16 protein-coding genes, 1 other RNA gene and 1 riboswitch are annotated in these 16432 nt (G+C 40.9%); of the genes, 15 read left to right on the top strand and 2 right to left on the bottom strand.

Going from position 1 to position 16432, the window contains the following annotated elements; translation table 11 throughout:
- Window positions 1–532: 532 nt before the first annotated feature.
- From smpB to ilvC, 6 genes are all read left to right on the top strand, one after another.
- Window positions 533–982, top strand: a complete 450-nt coding sequence (gene smpB / locus CRO04_RS18855; RefSeq protein WP_207654478.1) for an SsrA-binding protein SmpB — start codon at window positions 533–535, stop codon at window positions 980–982.
- Window positions 983–1057: 75 nt separating this feature from the next.
- On the top strand, window positions 1058–3049 hold the full coding sequence (locus CRO04_RS18850; protein ID WP_097005794.1) for a BMP family ABC transporter substrate-binding protein: 1992 nt from the start codon (window positions 1058–1060) through the stop codon (window positions 3047–3049).
- Window positions 3021–3617, top strand: coding sequence for a metallophosphoesterase family protein (locus tag CRO04_RS18845; protein ID WP_097005793.1), 597 nt, complete (start codon window positions 3021–3023; stop codon window positions 3615–3617). The genes CRO04_RS18850 and CRO04_RS18845 overlap by 29 nt, the downstream gene beginning before the upstream one ends.
- 91 nt (window positions 3618–3708) lie before the next feature.
- A riboswitch (NiCo riboswitch) is annotated at window positions 3709–3799 on the top strand.
- Window positions 3800–3909: 110 nt separating this feature from the next.
- Entirely contained in the window at window positions 3910–4842 is a 933-nt protein-coding gene (locus CRO04_RS18840; RefSeq protein WP_097005792.1) for a cation diffusion facilitator family transporter, read from the top strand.
- 99 nt (window positions 4843–4941) lie between these two features.
- Complete coding sequence (gene ilvN, locus CRO04_RS18835; RefSeq protein WP_097005791.1) at window positions 4942–5442, top strand: acetolactate synthase small subunit; 501 nt, start codon at window positions 4942–4944, stop codon at window positions 5440–5442.
- A 109-nt stretch (window positions 5443–5551) separates the two neighbouring features.
- The gene (ilvC, locus tag CRO04_RS18830) at window positions 5552–6562 is read left to right on the top strand and encodes a ketol-acid reductoisomerase (protein WP_097005790.1); all 1011 of its coding nucleotides are present in this window, start codon (window positions 5552–5554) and stop codon (window positions 6560–6562) included.
- Window positions 6563–6644: 82 nt separating this feature from the next.
- Here the strand turns inward: ilvC and CRO04_RS18825 are convergent, their stop codons facing one another.
- Window positions 6645–7547, bottom strand: a complete 903-nt coding sequence (locus CRO04_RS18825) for a LysR family transcriptional regulator (protein WP_097005789.1) — start codon at window positions 7545–7547, stop codon at window positions 6645–6647.
- A gap of 323 nt (window positions 7548–7870) precedes the next feature.
- On the opposite strand from CRO04_RS18825, the gene ybaK reads away from it, so the two are divergent.
- The 3 genes from ybaK to CRO04_RS18810 all read left to right on the top strand — a co-directional run bounded on the left by ybaK (window position 7871) and on the right by CRO04_RS18810 (window position 10102).
- Window positions 7871–8344 (top strand): Cys-tRNA(Pro) deacylase, encoded by a 474-nt coding sequence (ybaK, locus tag CRO04_RS18820; protein ID WP_097005788.1) that lies wholly within the window; start codon window positions 7871–7873, stop codon window positions 8342–8344.
- Window positions 8345–8655: 311 nt separating this feature from the next.
- A complete protein-coding gene (locus CRO04_RS18815; protein ID WP_097005787.1) occupies window positions 8656–9534 on the top strand; it encodes a cell wall hydrolase in 879 nt (292 codons plus the stop codon).
- A 103-nt stretch (window positions 9535–9637) separates the two neighbouring features.
- Window positions 9638–10102 (top strand): YhcH/YjgK/YiaL family protein, encoded by a 465-nt coding sequence (locus CRO04_RS18810; protein WP_097005786.1) that lies wholly within the window; start codon window positions 9638–9640, stop codon window positions 10100–10102.
- A gap of 42 nt (window positions 10103–10144) precedes the next feature.
- Here the strand turns inward: CRO04_RS18810 and CRO04_RS18805 are convergent, their stop codons facing one another.
- A complete protein-coding gene (locus CRO04_RS18805) occupies window positions 10145–11110 on the bottom strand; it encodes a pectinesterase family protein (protein WP_097005785.1) in 966 nt (321 codons plus the stop codon).
- A gap of 151 nt (window positions 11111–11261) precedes the next feature.
- On the opposite strand from CRO04_RS18805, the gene CRO04_RS18800 reads away from it, so the two are divergent.
- From CRO04_RS18800 to CRO04_RS18775, 6 genes are all read left to right on the top strand, one after another.
- Complete coding sequence (locus CRO04_RS18800; RefSeq protein WP_097005784.1) at window positions 11262–12953, top strand: phosphoenolpyruvate carboxykinase (ATP); 1692 nt, start codon at window positions 11262–11264, stop codon at window positions 12951–12953.
- A gap of 63 nt (window positions 12954–13016) precedes the next feature.
- Entirely contained in the window at window positions 13017–13661 is a 645-nt protein-coding gene (locus CRO04_RS18795; protein ID WP_097005783.1) for an HAD family hydrolase, read from the top strand.
- A gap of 84 nt (window positions 13662–13745) precedes the next feature.
- Window positions 13746–14540 (top strand): GNAT family N-acetyltransferase, encoded by a 795-nt coding sequence (locus CRO04_RS18790; RefSeq protein ID WP_097005782.1) that lies wholly within the window; start codon window positions 13746–13748, stop codon window positions 14538–14540.
- A gap of 29 nt (window positions 14541–14569) precedes the next feature.
- Window positions 14570–14833, top strand: coding sequence for an HPr family phosphocarrier protein (locus CRO04_RS18785; protein ID WP_097005781.1), 264 nt, complete (start codon window positions 14570–14572; stop codon window positions 14831–14833).
- Window positions 14834–14917: 84 nt separating this feature from the next.
- A non-coding RNA gene (ssrS, locus tag CRO04_RS18780) (6S RNA) lies at window positions 14918–15096 on the top strand.
- A gap of 97 nt (window positions 15097–15193) precedes the next feature.
- Window positions 15194–16426 (top strand): AI-2E family transporter, encoded by a 1233-nt coding sequence (locus CRO04_RS18775; protein WP_097005780.1) that lies wholly within the window; start codon window positions 15194–15196, stop codon window positions 16424–16426.
- The last annotated feature ends 6 nt before the right edge of the window (window positions 16427–16432 follow it).

Genomic DNA, 16432 nt, shown 5'->3' with positions numbered 1-16432 from the left:
CTTATCAATTTATCTGTTTTATTCATCATAGCCCTCTCTATATTAACTCCAACCAAGTTTTTATGTAGAAATATATTATCTTAATTATATAAACAGAATCTCCCTGTTATAATTTAATAGATGTTCATTAAAAAATAAAATTAAAACAATGCTAAATTAATAACCCATTAAATTATCATGGGAACCAACTCCGTTATGTGATTGGTAAAATTATAACATATAAAAAATAAAAATTGATTAAAATGCAAAAATTATACATGTTGAGTGCCAAAATTAGCATAAGCGTGTATGATTTTGGCGCACAAAAACCAGACGTCAATTTTGGCTTACAATTGACCTGGTGTTAAAGTTCCAACCTCTTTTTTAATACCTTTATTATGAATGCATGACCTACCTCTATTTCTGCTTTTTGATAATTCTTAGCAGAAAATTAAAAAGCATTTTCTAACACCTTTACGAGATAATAATAATGTAGTATGATTGTGTAAAGTTTAATTAAGGGAGGATTACAAATTTGGGAGAAAATTTTAAAATGATCGCCAATAACAAAAAAGCGTATCATGATTATTTTATAGATGAAAAATATGAAGCCGGTATCGAGCTTTTTGGTACAGAAGTAAAGTCCATGCGTATGGGCAAGTGCAGTGTGAAGGAGTCTTTTGTAAAAATTGACAAGGGTGAGGTTTATGTTTTTGGCATGAACATCAGCCCGTATGAAAAAGGAAATATATTTAACAAAGATCCCCTTCGTGTGAGAAAGCTCCTCCTTCATAAGTCGGAAATTCTGAAACTGGATGATAAGATTGCCCAGAAAGGGTATACTCTGGTCCCCCTTTCGGTATATTTTAAAGGAAGTCTGGTTAAGGTTGAGATCGGTCTGGCAAGAGGTAAAAAGCTTTATGACAAAAGGGATGATATTGCTAAGAAAGACCAGAAACGAGAATTGGAACGGGATTTCAAAGTGCGTAACCTAAAAGTGTAAGAAGAAATCGTTGTCTGTACAGACAGCTGATTGGATGGTAAAATAAGGGTATCAAATAATGGGAGGAAACTGCGGATGGCACTATATGATTATGTAGGGGCGTTAAGAAAGGGGCGAAGGCAGTACCAGGCATCCGTATCAAGAGGAGAATATCCGTATCTGCCGGTGCTTGATGATATCTTATCGTATTCAGATATCGTATCAGAAGTTAATCTGGGGATTATGGACATTCCTCTTGAAAAGGTGGTTGGTACCAAGACAGAAGGGCGGACGAATGCCTTTGCCAACAATTTTATGCCGCTTTTGTCGGAAAAGTCTGAATTTGGAGCGAAATGGGCATATCTTTACGATCATCAGATACAGGAAGGGATTCATGACCCGATTGTTGTCTATGAATTCATGAATCAGTATTATGTACAGGAAGGGAATAAAAGGGTCAGTGTATTAAAATATGTAGGAGCTTTCAGTATCGCTGCCTCAGTGATCCGTATGATTCCCAGACGTACGGATGATTTAAACAACAGACTATACTATGAATTCCTTGATTTCTATCAGGTTTCCTTTAACTGTGATATCTGGTTCAGCAAGGAAGGCAGCTATGATAAGCTTTTAAAAGCCATGAATAAAAATCCGGATGAACAGTGGAGCGAAGATGACCGGCTGGTTTTTAAGTCTGCTTATGACCGTTTTTCCAAAGCGTTTCATGCATTCGGCGGTGATGATTATGACATGACCTGTTCCGATGCCTTTTTAGTTTATATAGAACTATTTGGCTACAAATTGGTGAAAGACCGGATAGAAAAGCAGATCAGGAAGGATCTGGTTAAGATAAAGGATGAGCTTCTTCTTGCTTCCAGAGGCAATAAGATTGCGTTGGTAGAGCAGCCGGAGGAGGCAAGTGAAGGGGCTGAAAACACTCCCATGAAGCTGATTAACTGGCTGCTTCCCAATTCAATGATTGATCCTTCCATGTTAAAAATAGCATTTATACATGCAAAGACAGCAGAAACCTCCAGCTGGACCTACGGCCATGAGCTGGGCAGGATGTATCTGGAACAGGCTTTTGAGGGAAAGACGGAGACGATTGTCTTTTTCCACGCCGATACGGAGGAAGAGACAGGAAAAGCCATAGATACGGCGATTGCTAAAGGGTGTAATATGATATTTACCACAGCCTCCCAGATGATTAACTTAAGCGTGAAGGCTGCAATCGACCACCCGGAAATCAAGGTATTTAACTGCTCGGTCAATATGTCGTATTCTTCTGTCTGCACTTATTACGGGAGAATGTACGAGTCCAAATTTTTAATGGGTGCACTGGCGGCTTCCATGTCGCGGGATGATAAGCTGGGCTACATTGCAGATTACCCCATATACGGAACCATTGCCAATATCAATGCCTTTGCATTGGGAGCCAAGATGATTAATCCTTATGCAAAAGTTCATCTGGAGTGGTCAAAGATCAATGGGCGGGATGCCCAGGCACAACTGAAGAAGGAAGGCATCCGTTTTATTTCCGGAGACGATATGATCACTCCTCAGGCGCCTACAAGAGCATATGGACTATATCAGATAACGCCAAATGGAAGCCTGAAAAATCTGGCCACCCCCATCTGGCACTGGGGAAAGTTCTATGAGAGAATCGTAAATCTCACTTGTCACGGTTCGGTTGAACGCAAGGAACTGAAGGGAAAGCAGGCAATTAATTACTGGTGGGGAATGTCAGCAGATGTGATTGATGTGATTTGTTCCCAGAACCTGCCACACGGTACCAACCGTCTGATTACATTTTTGAAAAATTCTATTCGGGCAGGCAGTTTCCAGCCTTTTGTAGGAACCATCTATTCTCAGTCTGGGAAGATCGAGTGTGAAGAAGGCTTAAGTCTTACGCCGGAAGAGATTACCACAATGAACTGGCTGACGGAAAATGTGGTGGGGCAGATTCCTGATTTTGAGGAATTAACAGAGGAGGCCCGGTCATTGGTCCGCCTTCAGGGTCAGACAATATACGAGAACATGGATATGGAGGAACTGCTGCGTGAAGATTCTGGTACTGTCGGATCATGAGTCCAAGTCACTCTATGAATACTATACACCTGAGAAGCTAAAGGATATTGATCTGATTATTTCCTGCGGGGATTTAAGGGCTAATTATCTGACATTTTTTGCTACCTGTTCCCATGCACCGGTCTTTTATGTCAGGGGAAACCATGATTGTCAGTATCACACCTGTCCTCCGGAGGGGTGTATCTGCATTGAAGATGAGATTGTTACCTTCAATGGAGTCAGAATTTTGGGACTGGGTGGTTCCATGGAATATATTCCGGGTTCACCCGATCAGTTTACAGAAAAGAAAATGGAGCAGAGAATCAGGCGCATGTGGTGGAAGTTAAAGAAAAATAAGGGGTTTGATATACTGGTAACCCATGCGCCGGCATTTGAACTCAATGACCAGCCGGATCTTCCTCATCGTGGTTTTTCCTGCTTTAAGGCACTGATGGACAAATATGCTCCCAGATATTTTTTTCATGGTCATATCCATGCCAACTATGGCAATGCATTTAAGCGGGAAGATCATTATGGCAGTACAATCGTAATTAATGCTTATGAATATTGCATTATTGATTATACGTAACCAGTCACTTTCAAAGCAGATCCTTCATATTATATTGCAGAAGCCTTTAAACCGGATTTATAAATACACTCTTTGCACTGCACATGAATCTACAGTACAAACTGAGCAGGCATCAGCTTATCGCTGGAAGCCGGGTTGCCTAGAGCGACAACGGATGACTAACAAGCATCTGTGGGACAGTAGTTTACTCTAATTGTTCCACAGGTGCTTTTTCTATTATTAGACCGGTGTGGACGTAAGGGAGTGATTGCAGATGATATAGGGCTATCTTAATTAATTGGAGGTAACTGTTATGAGATGTATGATCACAAAAAAGAAAGAAAAAGAAGGAAAAAGTCTTGCCATGCATGTATCAGCAGTCAGTATTATGATGAATTTGCTGCTGTCTGTTTTTAAGCTGGCAGCTGGGATTTTTGCCCATTCAAGCGCAATGATTTCTGATGCCGTTCATTCCGCTTCTGATGTTTTCAGCACATTGGTTGTTATGGTTGGAGTACATCTGGCAGATCAGAAATCGGATAAGGAGCATCCTTACGGACACGATCGAATGGAATGTGTGGCCTCCATTATACTTTCGGCTCTGCTTATGGCAACCGGCGTTGCAATCGGCATGACGGGAGTTAAGAATATTTTTGGAAGAAATGGGGAGCCAATGGCAATACCTGGTGTTCTGGCTCTCTTTGCCGCAGTTTTATCCATTGGTGTTAAAGAATGGATGTTCTGGTATACGAGAGCAGCAGCAAAAAAGATAAATTCAGGGGCAGTTATGGCGGATGCATGGCACCACCGTTCTGACGCACTGTCATCCGTGGGAGCTTTGGTGGGGATTGCAGGAGCCAGGATGGGTGCACCGGTTCTGGATCCTGTTGCCAGTATGGTAATCTGCTTTTTTATCGGAAAGGCGGCTATTGATATATTCTGGGATGCTATGGATAAAATGGTGGATAAATCCTGCGACGATGAGACGATACAGAAAATGAGGGAATCTACTATGACTGTTATGGGAGTGAAACGGATTGATGAAATCAGAACCAGGATGTTTGGGGCAAAGGTTTATGTGGACATAGAAATTGCGGCGGAAGGAAGTTTGGAACTGGTGAGATCTCATGAAATCGCAGAAAAGGTACATCTGTGCATAGAGGAACACTTTCCTGATGTAAAGCATTGTATGGTTCACGTGAATCCTGTGATTGATATGGAAGAAAATGAACAAATCAGCTTATAGGTATAACCTAAGATTATAATACACATTCCTATTATTTAGTTGACAAATAACAGTTCCATTGTTATCATTTAAATATTATACAAAAAGGCAGGGATGGGAATGGAAAGAATCGTATTATCATTGTTGGTTGATAACACTGCCGGCGTTTTAAGCCGTATAGCCGGACTGTTCAGCCGCCGTGGCTATAACATTGAGAGCCTTACGGTAGGAGTAACTGCGGATGAGAGATATTCGAGGATGACAGTGGTTTCTGTCGGCGAACAGGAGATTCTGGATCAGATAGAAAAGCAGCTGAGAAAGCTGGAAGATGTCAGGGATATTAAGGAATTAAAACCAGGGCATTCTGTTTACCGCGAGCTTATTCTGGTCAAGGTAAGTGCCAATGCCAGTGAGCGTCAGGCAATCAGTGCCATTGCTGAAATTTTCAGAGCTACCATTGTCGATGTTGGAAGAGATTCACTGACTGTTATGCTGACAGGCGACCAGTCTAAACTGGATGCGCTGATTAATCTCCTTGGAGATTACGAGATTTTAGAGTTGGCAAGGACCGGTCTCACCGGACTTTCCAGAGGATCGGATGATATCCGCTACCTGCCATAAGCAGTCTGAGTTTGTTAGCTAGAGGTGTTGCCAAAGGCGGACAGTGAGTCGTCGGCAGAGTTCCTTTAACAAAATATATTATGAGTCAGTATATGAGGAGGAAAGAAAGATGGCAAAGATTTACTACCAGGAAGACTGCAACTTATCTTTATTAGAAGGTAAGACCATTGCAGTGATTGGATACGGAAGCCAGGGTCATGCCCACGCGCTTAATTTAAAGGAGTCCGGATGTGATGTCATCGTTGGACTTTATGAAGGAAGCAGTTCCTGGGCAAAAGCAGAGGCTCAGGGTTTATCCGTTTATACTGCAGCTGAAGCAGCAAAAAAAGCAGATATCATCATGATTCTGATCAATGATGAGAAACAGGCTGCTATGTATAAGGAATCAGTAGAGCCTAACTTAAAGGAAGGCGATATGCTGATGTTCGCTCATGGTTTTGCGATTCACTTCGGACAGATTGTTCCTCCAAAGAATGTTGACGTTACTATGATTGCTCCTAAAGCACCTGGACATACAGTTCGTAATGAGTATCTGGTTGGAAGAGGAACGCCCTGTCTGGTGGCAGTTCATCAGGATTATACCGGTAAGGCGAAGGACAAGGCTCTGGCCTATGCACTTGCTTTAGGCGGCGCAAGGGCAGGCGTTTTGGAGACAACCTTTAAGGTTGAGACAGAAACTGATCTTTTCGGTGAGCAGGCTGTACTTTGCGGCGGTGTATGTGCACTGATGAAAGCTGGTTTTGAAACATTGGTTGAAGCAGGCTATGCACCGGAGAACGCTTACTTTGAGTGTGTACATGAGATGAAGCTGATTGTCGACCTGATCTTTGAAAGCGGTTTTGCAGGAATGAGATATTCTATCTCCAATACAGCTGAGTATGGAGATTATATCACAGGACCAAAGATCATTACCGATGAAACAAAGAAAGCGATGAAGAAAGTACTGTCTGATATTCAGGATGGCACCTTTGCAAAGGACTGGCTGCTTGAGAATCAGGTTGGCGGTGCACATTTCAGAGCTATGAGAAATTCAGAAGCTTCTCATGAATTAGAGAAAGTGGGATCAGATCTTCGTAAGTTATACAGCTGGAATAACGGCGGAAAACTGATCGATAACTAAATCGGATTTTTCCAGATATGAATAGAATGGGCTGATGAATAAGAGAAAACTGTTTCTCTTATTCATCAGCCTTTTTGTAGTATTATTCCCCCTGTATACCGGCCTTTTGCATTGCCTCAAAGAAGATTTCCATTGCTGTGGATACCATATTTGGATTATAGGCAAATCCTACGGTGCGTTTCTTTATGCCGGAGATCATTGGAATTTCTATCAGCTCTTTTTTATCCAGCTCTTCCTGAACAAATTCTTTAATCACACAGCCAATGCCGAGTCCGATTTTAGCAAATTCTATCAGTAAATCCATGGTGGTAACTTCCAGAAGCTGATTAGGGATGATTTGATTTTCATTTAAATATTCGTCAATATACTTCCTTGTCATATTATTCTTATCCAACAAAAGGATGTTGCCTGTCTGAAATAAATCCGCATTCTTACCTTCTCTCAGATATAAATTGTCCAGGTAGGAAGATGTAGTTACAAAAATGTCCTGGATCTCCATGATTGGATTAAATAAAAGAGGGCGGCGGTTGGAAGGTTCGGCAATCAATCCCAGGTCGATCTGCTGCTGTTCCAGCATCTCAACCGTATGGGAAGTTGACTGGCTTTCAATGGTGATCTTAATATGAGGATATTTTTCAATAAATCCCTTTAAATAAGGAAGGAGGATGTATTTGCACAGTGTATTGCTGACACCGATTCTTATATGTCCGATATTAAAGTCCTTCACCCTTTTCAGTTCCAGTTCCCCTCTGTTTAACGCATCAAAGGCAGTTTTCGTATGATGAAACAAGAGCTTTCCCTCTTCCGTAAGCTGGACACCTCTGGAATTACGGGTAAATAATGCCACATCTAAATTGTCTTCCAGCTTACTGATGGATTTACTGATTGCCGGCTGGCTGATAAAGAGCTCTTTTGCCGCTTTGGAAATATTACCTGCTTTTGCCACCTCATAAAAAATCTTATATTGGGAAAGATTCTGATCCATGTTAAAAATCCTTTCATTTTATAACTTTTTGTTATGATATAATAAAATATTATATATTTATATTATATCAGTAATCATATTGTATTGTAAAGAATTAAAATCACCATATGGCCTCCATCAATTTCAGATAATATTATTTGTGAAAACTGTTTAATAATAATTGTATTAAAACTAACGCTGGACAAAAGGTATTTTTCTTATTATTATAGAAATAAATATATATATGAAGACAAAAGGGGTAGAATAAAATCTGCCCCTGATGTTTTTTGTCTGAGATGGAAGAAATATTGTATATTGCCAAAAAAAGACGGGAGTGACTTAATATGGTAAAAACAAATGTTATGAGAATGCTTGATAAAGCAGGGATTGCCTATGAAACAAGGGAATATACTGTAGATGAGCAGGATTTGTCGGGCAGCCATGCCGCGGATATGATGGGAGTCGATCATGGGAGTGTTTTTAAGACTCTTGTATTAAAAGGGGATAAAACCGGGTATTTTGTCTGTTGCATTCCAGTAGATGGGGAGCTGGATCTAAAAAAAACAGCGAAACTTACAGGAGATAAAAAAGTAGAAATGATTTCTGTAAAAGAATTACAGTCTGTCACCGGATACATCAGGGGAGGGTGTTCTCCTGTTGGGATGAAAAAGCATTATCCCACGTGGATTGAGGAATCAGCAAAACAGTATTCTGAAATTGTTGTCAGTGCCGGTGTAAGAGGACAGCAGATTGTTCTGCCGGCGGAGAAGCTGGCTGCCTTTATAGATGGCCAATTTGCTTCATTTATGGCTATTTAGTTTACATAAAACAATAAAACTTTAGGACGGGCCCGACGCTGTCAGGTAAATTATTAACAGAAATGTAATACTATTGTAAAATGTTAACACATGTTTAATACAAAAAAAGCGTATAAGTAAGGGGGAAAATAGTGTATAACTAACAAATAAATAAAAAAGTAAAAAAATTAAGAAGTTAAATTATCACAAAAATGTTAAACTGCCATTGACTTTTTTAACGGGATTCTTCTATAATTACGGACGACACAAAGTAACGGGGTACGGATTCATCCGCAGCCCAGGCAAATGAGATTAGAGAAAGAGGAGTATTTATGCTTACACTACGCTCTATCCTTCAGCAGATTAGTCAGTTCTTAAGAGGAATAACCGTAAAGGTTACAAAGAGAATGTATCGTTCCTCGGCAGTTTTTATGGCAGGTGCTGCAGTTATTACCGTTATCGCTTTTACTTCCACAGGTTTTGGAAGCAGTGGAAAGAATGCGCTGACGGCTTTTGCAGAAACCAGAGCATTGGAAGACGCTACAGATGATGAGAACGTTGAAGAAGAGGAAACAGCCTTACAAGCAAAAGTACAAATTAACCTTACCGATCCCAAGATGCAGGCACAGCAGCTGGCTGGAAATCTGTTGGAAAAAGAAATCATACAAAAGCAGGAACTGGAAAAAGAATCTTTTACCAGAGTTCAGCGCATGAATGAGCAGATTGCACTGGAGGAGGAAGCAAAAAGGCAGGCTCAGATAGCCGCAGAGGAAGCAAAAAAAGCGGAAGAAGAGGCAGCCAGAAAAGCAGAAGAGGAAAAAGCAGTTCATGCCACATCACTATCTGATGATGACTATAATGTCCTGTTAAAGATTGTGCAGGCAGAAGCTGGAATCTGTGATGATGAAGGAAAGATTCTTGTAGCAAATGTGATTTTAAACCGTGTAAAAAGCGGTCAGTTTCCAAGTACAGTGAAAGGAGTTGTTTATTCGCCTTCCCAGTTTTCACCGGTATCCAATGGCAGCATAAATTCTGTAAAGGTAACAAGCAATACCATAGAATGTGTGAACCGGGCACTGGCAGGTGAAGACTATTCAGACGGAGCTTTATATTTTATGTACCGAAGAGGCTCCAGGAGTGGAGCGGTAAGCTGGTTCGATTCCCATTTGACTTATTTGTTCCAGCACGGAAACCATGAATTTTTTAAATAAAAACATTGTTTAATATTCTGCTTTAGGTGTATACTATAGGGTGTGGACAGGAGGATTTTTATTCTGTTAAGACTATATTGATACATAAAAGGAGAGTATTCATATGATTTTTGACACAGCAAAAAACCTTGATTTTTACAGAAACCTTGGTGTGGAAGGACGATATGCCAAGGCAGTGGATTTTCTTAAGAATACAGATCTGGAGAAACTAAAACCAGGTAAATATGAGATTGATGGCAAGAATGTATTTGCCAATGTAGTAGAATATACAACAATTCCATGGGAAGAAGCGAAATTTGAAGCTCACCATAATTATACAGATATTCAGTATGTAATTTCAGGTTCTGAGATCATGACCTATGCAAGAATCGATGAACTGAATGAAAAAGTACCATATAACGATGAAAAAGATGTTGTATTTTACGACAATGAAAATCCAGGCTTAAAAGCAGTAGTAAAGGCTGGAGAATATATGATATTTAATCCTTGGGATGGTCATAAACCGAAGGCTGCTGCCGGAGAATCTGCTCCCATCAAGAAAGTAATTGTTAAAATCAAAGAGAATTAAAAAACGGGATTCTGTTCCTTACAAAGAACAGAATCCCATATTTTATGCCATCCATCCGTCCGTGCCGGATAGCACAGCTTTTTTTGTGTATTTAGACAGATCAGTTTCCGTTAGTCTGAATATCCATTCAGGCCGGTGTTTCATATCTCCCTTAGGTCCAAAGCTGCCGTACTCTGCATAAAAGGCATTGGTATGAGCGGCTTCTTTATTCCAGTCATGCCAGCCTTCTTTGCAGATGTGGTCACCGATGAAGCAATTGATCAGAACTGTTTTGGCGTATTCTCTCCAGGGTCTTCCCAGATACGCATTATCAGCAGGGCAGTTGCCTTCAAAACGGCAATGATTCATTACGTAGCCGTATTCCTGGCCTTCGGGAGTAGAGGCTGCTGTTACATAGCTGCTGATTTCCTTTCCTGTATATTTGGAAAAGAACGTGCAGGTTTCAAAATAAGCAGTTGCGCTGCCGAATATAAAATCTACATCCCCTTCCAGATAGCAGTCTTTATAATAATGTCTTCCGTTGATCCGGGGAGCGTTCTGTTTCGGTCCGATGAATCCGTTGGGCTCCACTTCCTTGGGAGGCAGAGGTCCTGTAAAGAGGGTATCCTGGTTGCCCAGAAAACGGCAGTTATCAAATAAGAGGCGGTCTCCGTCTGCATAAACGGCCAGAGCCTGACCCACATCAATGCCTTTTCCTGCACTGTTTTCAAACGTAATATTTCTTGCAGTAAAATCGTTTGCATCGATGAAACAGGAATACGTGCGGAAGGTTCCGCGTTTCATGCCGTCGTCCATTGCCATACGGGCATATAAATTGTAAGTAAGTATGGTATTATCTTTATCCTCTCCGAGAAAGGTAACGTGCGGAATTGTAATTGTAATCTGCTCCTGATAGATTCCTTTGTGTATGTAAAGAATCTGTTCTGTTTTGTTATCCTTTGGCAGTGAATCCAGCGCTTTTTGTATGCTTTCGAAATCTCCGGAACCATCTTTGGAAATGTGTATCATATTTGACCTTCTTTCTAGTTATTGTATACATGATGCATAATGCATATTAAATATAAACAATTTTTGTGAAAAATGCAATAGAAAATATTGACTTTTTCTTAACAGAATGAGATAATAGGTTCAAATTTGAATTTTATAAGGAGGATTTTATATGTCAACAAAAGCTTATTACCCGATTAATGAAATTGGAAAAGGCAAACCCGGCTTTGCAACGACACGTTCAATTATTGAGGCACCATTCTATGGGAATAACGTTATTAAAGTTAATACGCTTCGTGAGGCATATGAATTAGCAAAAAACTCACCAGGTACCATAGTTACGGATATGCCCGTTTATAGAGGAGAAGAATTTGGTCTTGATAAGGACGCCAAAGTATTGCTGTTTAATGATGGTGCGATTACCGGACGGTATGCCACAGCCAGAAGAATTGCTGGTGAACCTGGAGTAAACTGCGCGGCTCTTGATAAAGTTGTAATGGATGCAGTTTATGAAACACGGTGGAAGACCATGTATCATGCAGAAGTATTTGCAGGTCTTGATCCGGAATATATGGTAAAGGCGCATCTTCTCATACCGGAAGGGGAAGAAAACATCTTATATAACTGGATGCTGAACTTCCAGTATATGTCTGATCAGTATATCAAAATGTATAAGGCTTCCAAACCGGTTGGGGATGGAAAAGAGCCTGATATCTATATTTTCTCTGATCCACAGTGGAACGGCTCTGACCGTCCAGGTGTAGATCTGTCCTGTTTAAGCGATCCTAAATGTTTATGCTATTTTAATACAGAACAAAACTGCGCTGCAATTCTCGGCATGAGATATTTTGGAGAGCATAAGAAAGGTACACTTACCATGGTTTGGGCACTTGCCAACCGCAACGGCTATGCACCCTGCCACGGCGGACAGAAAGAATATACACTGCAGGACGGCTCAAAATATGTTGCATCCGTATTCGGTTTATCCGGATCAGGCAAATCCACCATTACACATGCAAAGCACGGAGGCAAATACGGTGTTACCGTACTTCATGATGATGCCTTTATTATCAATACAGATACCTGCTCATCTATAGCAATTGAACCTACATACTTTGATAAGACACAGGATTATCCTACCGGCTGTGACGATAACAAATACTTACTGACCGCTCAGAACTGCTCCTGTACCTTAGATGAAGACGGAAAACTTCAGCTGGTAACAGAAGATATCAGGAACGGCAACGGACGGGCAATTAAATCAAAATTATGGTCACCGAACCGGGTGGATAAGATTGATTCTCCGGTAAATGCAATTTTCTGGATTATGAAGGATCCTACCATTCCACCGGTAGTAAAATTAAAAGGAGCTTCCCTCGCTTCTGTTATGGGTGCAACGCTTGCAACAAAGAGATCCTCAGCAGAAAGACTTGCTCCAGGTGCAGATCCCAACGCGCTGGTAGTGGTTCCTTATGCAAACCCATTCAGAACATATCCTCTTGCTAATGATTATAAAAAATTCAAAAAATTAGTGGAAGAAAAGAATGTAGACTGTTATATTATTAATACAGGCGATTTCATGGGTAAGAAGGTTCAGCCGAAGGACACCCTGGGGATTCTGGAAGCAATTGTGGAAAAGAGAGCGGAATTCAAACCATGGGGACCATTTACAGATATTGATATCTTTGAATGGGAAGGATTTGTTCCGGATCTTAACGATGCGGAATATAGGACGCAGTTAAAGGCACGTATGGAAGATCGTGTGAAATATGTTGCCAATACGGCAGTTTTAAAAGAAGGATACGACAAGCTTCCTGATGATGCTTTGGCAGCTATTCAGAAAGTTGTTGATCAATTGAAGTAATCATTACAGAGACGGGGAGGGAAACCTTTTCGTCTCTGTTTTTAAAGTCGCAGAGGAGATGTTATGAAAAAAGAAAATGTATTGTTTGATTTAGATGGGACGCTGACTGACCCCAAAGAGGGAATTACAAAGTCGGTCCGTCATGCACTGAAAGCCTTTGGAATAGAAGTAGAAAGCCTTGACCAACTATGTTGTTTTATTGGCCCTCCGTTAAAGGACAGCTTCATGGAATTCTATGGTTTTTCAGAAGCTGATGCACAAAAAGCGGTTGGGATATTCCGGGAATATTTTTCCGTAAAGGGAATTTTTGAGAACAAAGTATACGAGGGGACGGCAGAAGTTTTAAAAGATCTCTGTGAATCGGGGAAAAAGCTTTATGTTGCATCTTCTAAGCCGGAAGTTTTTGTAAGAAAGATACTAAAGCATTTTGAACTGGATTCATATTTTGAATTTATGGGTGGAGCTGACTTTGAGGAGGTTCGTGTCAAAAAGGCTGATGTAATCCGCTATGTGCTGGATACCTGCGGTATCTGTGATTTGGCGGGGACTGTAATGATCGGTGACAGAAAACACGATATTCTGGGGGCGAAAGAGTGCGGAATAGATTCAGTGGGGGTATTGTATGGTTATGGCAGCAGACAGGAACTTTTAGAGGCAGGAGCAGATTTTCTGGCAGAATCAATTTTTGATTTGCAGAATCTTTTCTAGTGTGCTATACTAGGGCTTTAACAGGAAACAGTCCTTTTGATATCGGAATTTGGCAGACGAAGCACGAGCGGAAGGAGAATTATTGTGATTGAATTGGAAAAAGATGAGAGACAGATTGTCAGAGAACTTTGCAGTATGAATGAAGATACCATACCTTCTGTCACTGCGGAAGGGCGAATGGAAAAAGTCTGGGTCCCCCAACGGGATAATCCCTCCTTTTGTTTGATTCATTCGGGTAATTTTGTATATCTGGTGGGTATTTGTCCTAAGGGAGAACTGGCTCTGGAACTTCGGGAGCTGCTGATTAAAAATTTCAGCCAGGATTTTATTACACCATCGGATGAACGCTGGGCTGAGTGGCTGGAGGAGACTTTTGGCGGCAGCTGCCGGATTATGTCCCGATATGCCATGAGATCAGATGAAACTTATTTTTCCGAAGAGATACTGGCAGATTATTTAAATTCCATTCCTGATGGGATCCAGATTAAAAAAATTGATGCAGGTCTTTATGAAAAAGCGATGAATTCAGAATGGAGCAGAGAGATTTGTTCTAATTTTGAAACAAAGGAAGAGTTTTGCCAATATGGATTTGGATTTGCTGCACTCGATGGGGACAGACTGGTTTCCGGCTGTTCTGCATATGAAATTAATGAAGAAAAAATTGTGGTAAAGGTTGCAACACACAAGGAGTACAAGCGCCGGGGCCTGGCTCTGGCATGCAGCGCCGGGTTGATTTTATCCTGCCTGCAACAGGACATTTTCCCAACCTGGGATGCGGACAACATTCCTGCCGCAGGTCTGGCGGAAAAACTTGGTTATATTTTTGAAAAAGAATATCAGGTATACAGACTGGGGAATTTAGAGAACGGACTGTATTAGACACAGAAGAATCAGGAGGATTACAGCAGATGAAAAAGGTCAGGATCGGTTTTTGGGGCATGGACTCCGTATTGGAATTTGTGACTATAGCCGGTAAATATAAGGAACAGATGGAGTTAGTGAATGGAGACTGCATTGTAAATGCTAAATCACTTCTATCGGTTCTATCCCTTGTAACTGCTGAAGCGGTTGAACTGATTATTCAGGACGAATCCTGCGATTCTGTTTTAGACCGGCTGGATTTGTACGTGGAGCATGGAAGGCTTCTTGGTGGTAAGAATATTGTTTTCTGATTTGCTGATTTAAAACTGACAGGAAAAGGAACTTGAAAATTTCTATTAAGTGTTGTATACTGAAACCATAGAAAATAGAGTATGTAATTCCTGAAATGTGCGATAATCTTACCTTTTTTGAACCTACATTATGACATAAGGGATTCCAATATTTTCAGGCGGATGTCAGGCCTCCATTGCAGTGGAAGGCAGATGCCTGAGTGAGGTCGCCCACCTAGCACAGCTAGGCGTCAATAAGTAAGAACCGGCATTTTGGGGTTACAAAAGAAAAAAGCAGCGAGAAATCGCTGCTTTAACTTTATGGAAAAATATGTTAAAGTATGGTTAGTGATATATTAAGCAGCCACATAGGAGATAAACATGAAGGATTTTAAATTCCGCACCTACGTTTGTTGGGGAGTAACCGCTCTTGCGGTAATCGCGCTCAGTATTGCATTTGCCTTTTTCCTTTCCAGATTCGAATCGGTAAAAGGTACAATCCATTTGATTGTAGAAATTTTAATGCCTGTCATTTATGGCGCAGTGCTGGCATATCTTTTATTGCCGGTTTATAACAGGTCCAGGGATTTTTCAGCCCGTATACTAAGTAAGATGACCCGCAGCCCAAAAACGGTTCGTTCCTTTTCGCGGGTACTGGCTACGTTGGTCAGCCTGATTTTTTTATTTGTAATTGTCGTAGGACTTTGCTCAATGATTATACCTCAAATTTATACAAGCATTATGGGAATACAGGAAAATTTAGGAGAGAATATTAACAATGTTGCCCTGTGGCTTCAAAAACTGTTTCACGATAATCCCTCGATTGAAAAAGCAGTGATCCCCATCTATGATAAAGTGGCCAATCAGCTTCAGGACTGGATGACAACGGATCTTGTCCCTAATATGTCTACATTGATCGGCAGCTTATCCAGCGGTCTGTTAAGTGTTGTTCTGGTTCTTAAAAATATATTAATCGGCGTGATTGTTATGGTATATCTTCTTAATATCAAGGAGACATTTTCTGCCCAGGGGAAAAAGATTATCTACAGTATTTTTTCCTTGAAAACAGCGAATCAGATCATTGATGAGGTGAGGTTTGTACACCGGGTTTTTGGCGGATTCATTACAGGTAAACTTCTGGATTCCCTGATTATCGGTATTATGTGCTTTGTGCTGCTTAATGCAATGAAGATGCCGTATGTGCTGCTGATAAGCGTTATCATTGGTGTTACCAATGTGGTGCCATTCTTCGGACCTTTCATCGGGGCGATTCCAAGTGCATTTTTAATACTGCTCATCAGTCCTGTAAAGTGTCTTTACTTCCTGATCTTCATTTTGCTGCTCCAGCAGTTTGACGGGAATATTCTGGGACCTAAAATACTAGGTGAATCTACGGGGCTGCCAAGCTTCTGGGTTCTGTTTTCCATCCTTTTATTTGGGGGCCTGTTCGGATTCGTGGGAATGATAATAGCAGTGCCCACATTTGCAGTAATTTACAGTGTTATTACAAGACTGGTAAACCGGTCGCTGTCAAAGAAGAGCCTTTCTTTAGAAACGAAAGATTATCTGAATTTAGAGCGGATTGAAGAAGAGAAAAAAACATATATGAGATAAGAGGAG

Origin of the sequence: Lacrimispora amygdalina (genome assembly GCF_900205965.1) — a bacterium.
Taxonomy (GTDB): domain Bacteria; phylum Bacillota; class Clostridia; order Lachnospirales; family Lachnospiraceae; genus Lacrimispora; species Lacrimispora amygdalina_A.
This window is presented reverse-complemented; position numbering and strand designations above follow the sequence as displayed.

Coding starts and splice junctions, on each gene's coding strand:
- CRO04_RS18800 (WP_097005784.1), top strand. CDS start 11,262: ATGTCAACAAAAGCTTATTACCCGATTAATGAAATTGGAAAAGGCAAA.
- ybaK (WP_097005788.1), top strand. CDS start 7,871: ATGGTAAAAACAAATGTTATGAGAATGCTTGATAAAGCAGGGATTGCC.
- ilvN (WP_097005791.1), top strand. CDS start 4,942: ATGGAAAGAATCGTATTATCATTGTTGGTTGATAACACTGCCGGCGTT.
- CRO04_RS18815 (WP_097005787.1), top strand. CDS start 8,656: ATGCTTACACTACGCTCTATCCTTCAGCAGATTAGTCAGTTCTTAAGA.
- CRO04_RS18805 (WP_097005785.1), bottom strand. CDS start 11,110: ATGATACACATTTCCAAAGATGGTTCCGGAGATTTCGAAAGCATACAA.
- ilvC (WP_097005790.1), top strand. CDS start 5,552: ATGGCAAAGATTTACTACCAGGAAGACTGCAACTTATCTTTATTAGAA.
- CRO04_RS18840 (WP_097005792.1), top strand. CDS start 3,910: ATGAGATGTATGATCACAAAAAAGAAAGAAAAAGAAGGAAAAAGTCTT.
- CRO04_RS18795 (WP_097005783.1), top strand. CDS start 13,017: ATGAAAAAAGAAAATGTATTGTTTGATTTAGATGGGACGCTGACTGAC.
- CRO04_RS18810 (WP_097005786.1), top strand. CDS start 9,638: ATGATTTTTGACACAGCAAAAAACCTTGATTTTTACAGAAACCTTGGT.
- CRO04_RS18825 (WP_097005789.1), bottom strand. CDS start 7,547: ATGGATCAGAATCTTTCCCAATATAAGATTTTTTATGAGGTGGCAAAA.
- CRO04_RS18850 (WP_097005794.1), top strand. CDS start 1,058: ATGGCACTATATGATTATGTAGGGGCGTTAAGAAAGGGGCGAAGGCAG.
- CRO04_RS18775 (WP_097005780.1), top strand. CDS start 15,194: ATGAAGGATTTTAAATTCCGCACCTACGTTTGTTGGGGAGTAACCGCT.
- CRO04_RS18785 (WP_097005781.1), top strand. CDS start 14,570: ATGAAAAAGGTCAGGATCGGTTTTTGGGGCATGGACTCCGTATTGGAA.
- smpB (WP_207654478.1), top strand. CDS start 533: ATGATCGCCAATAACAAAAAAGCGTATCATGATTATTTTATAGATGAA.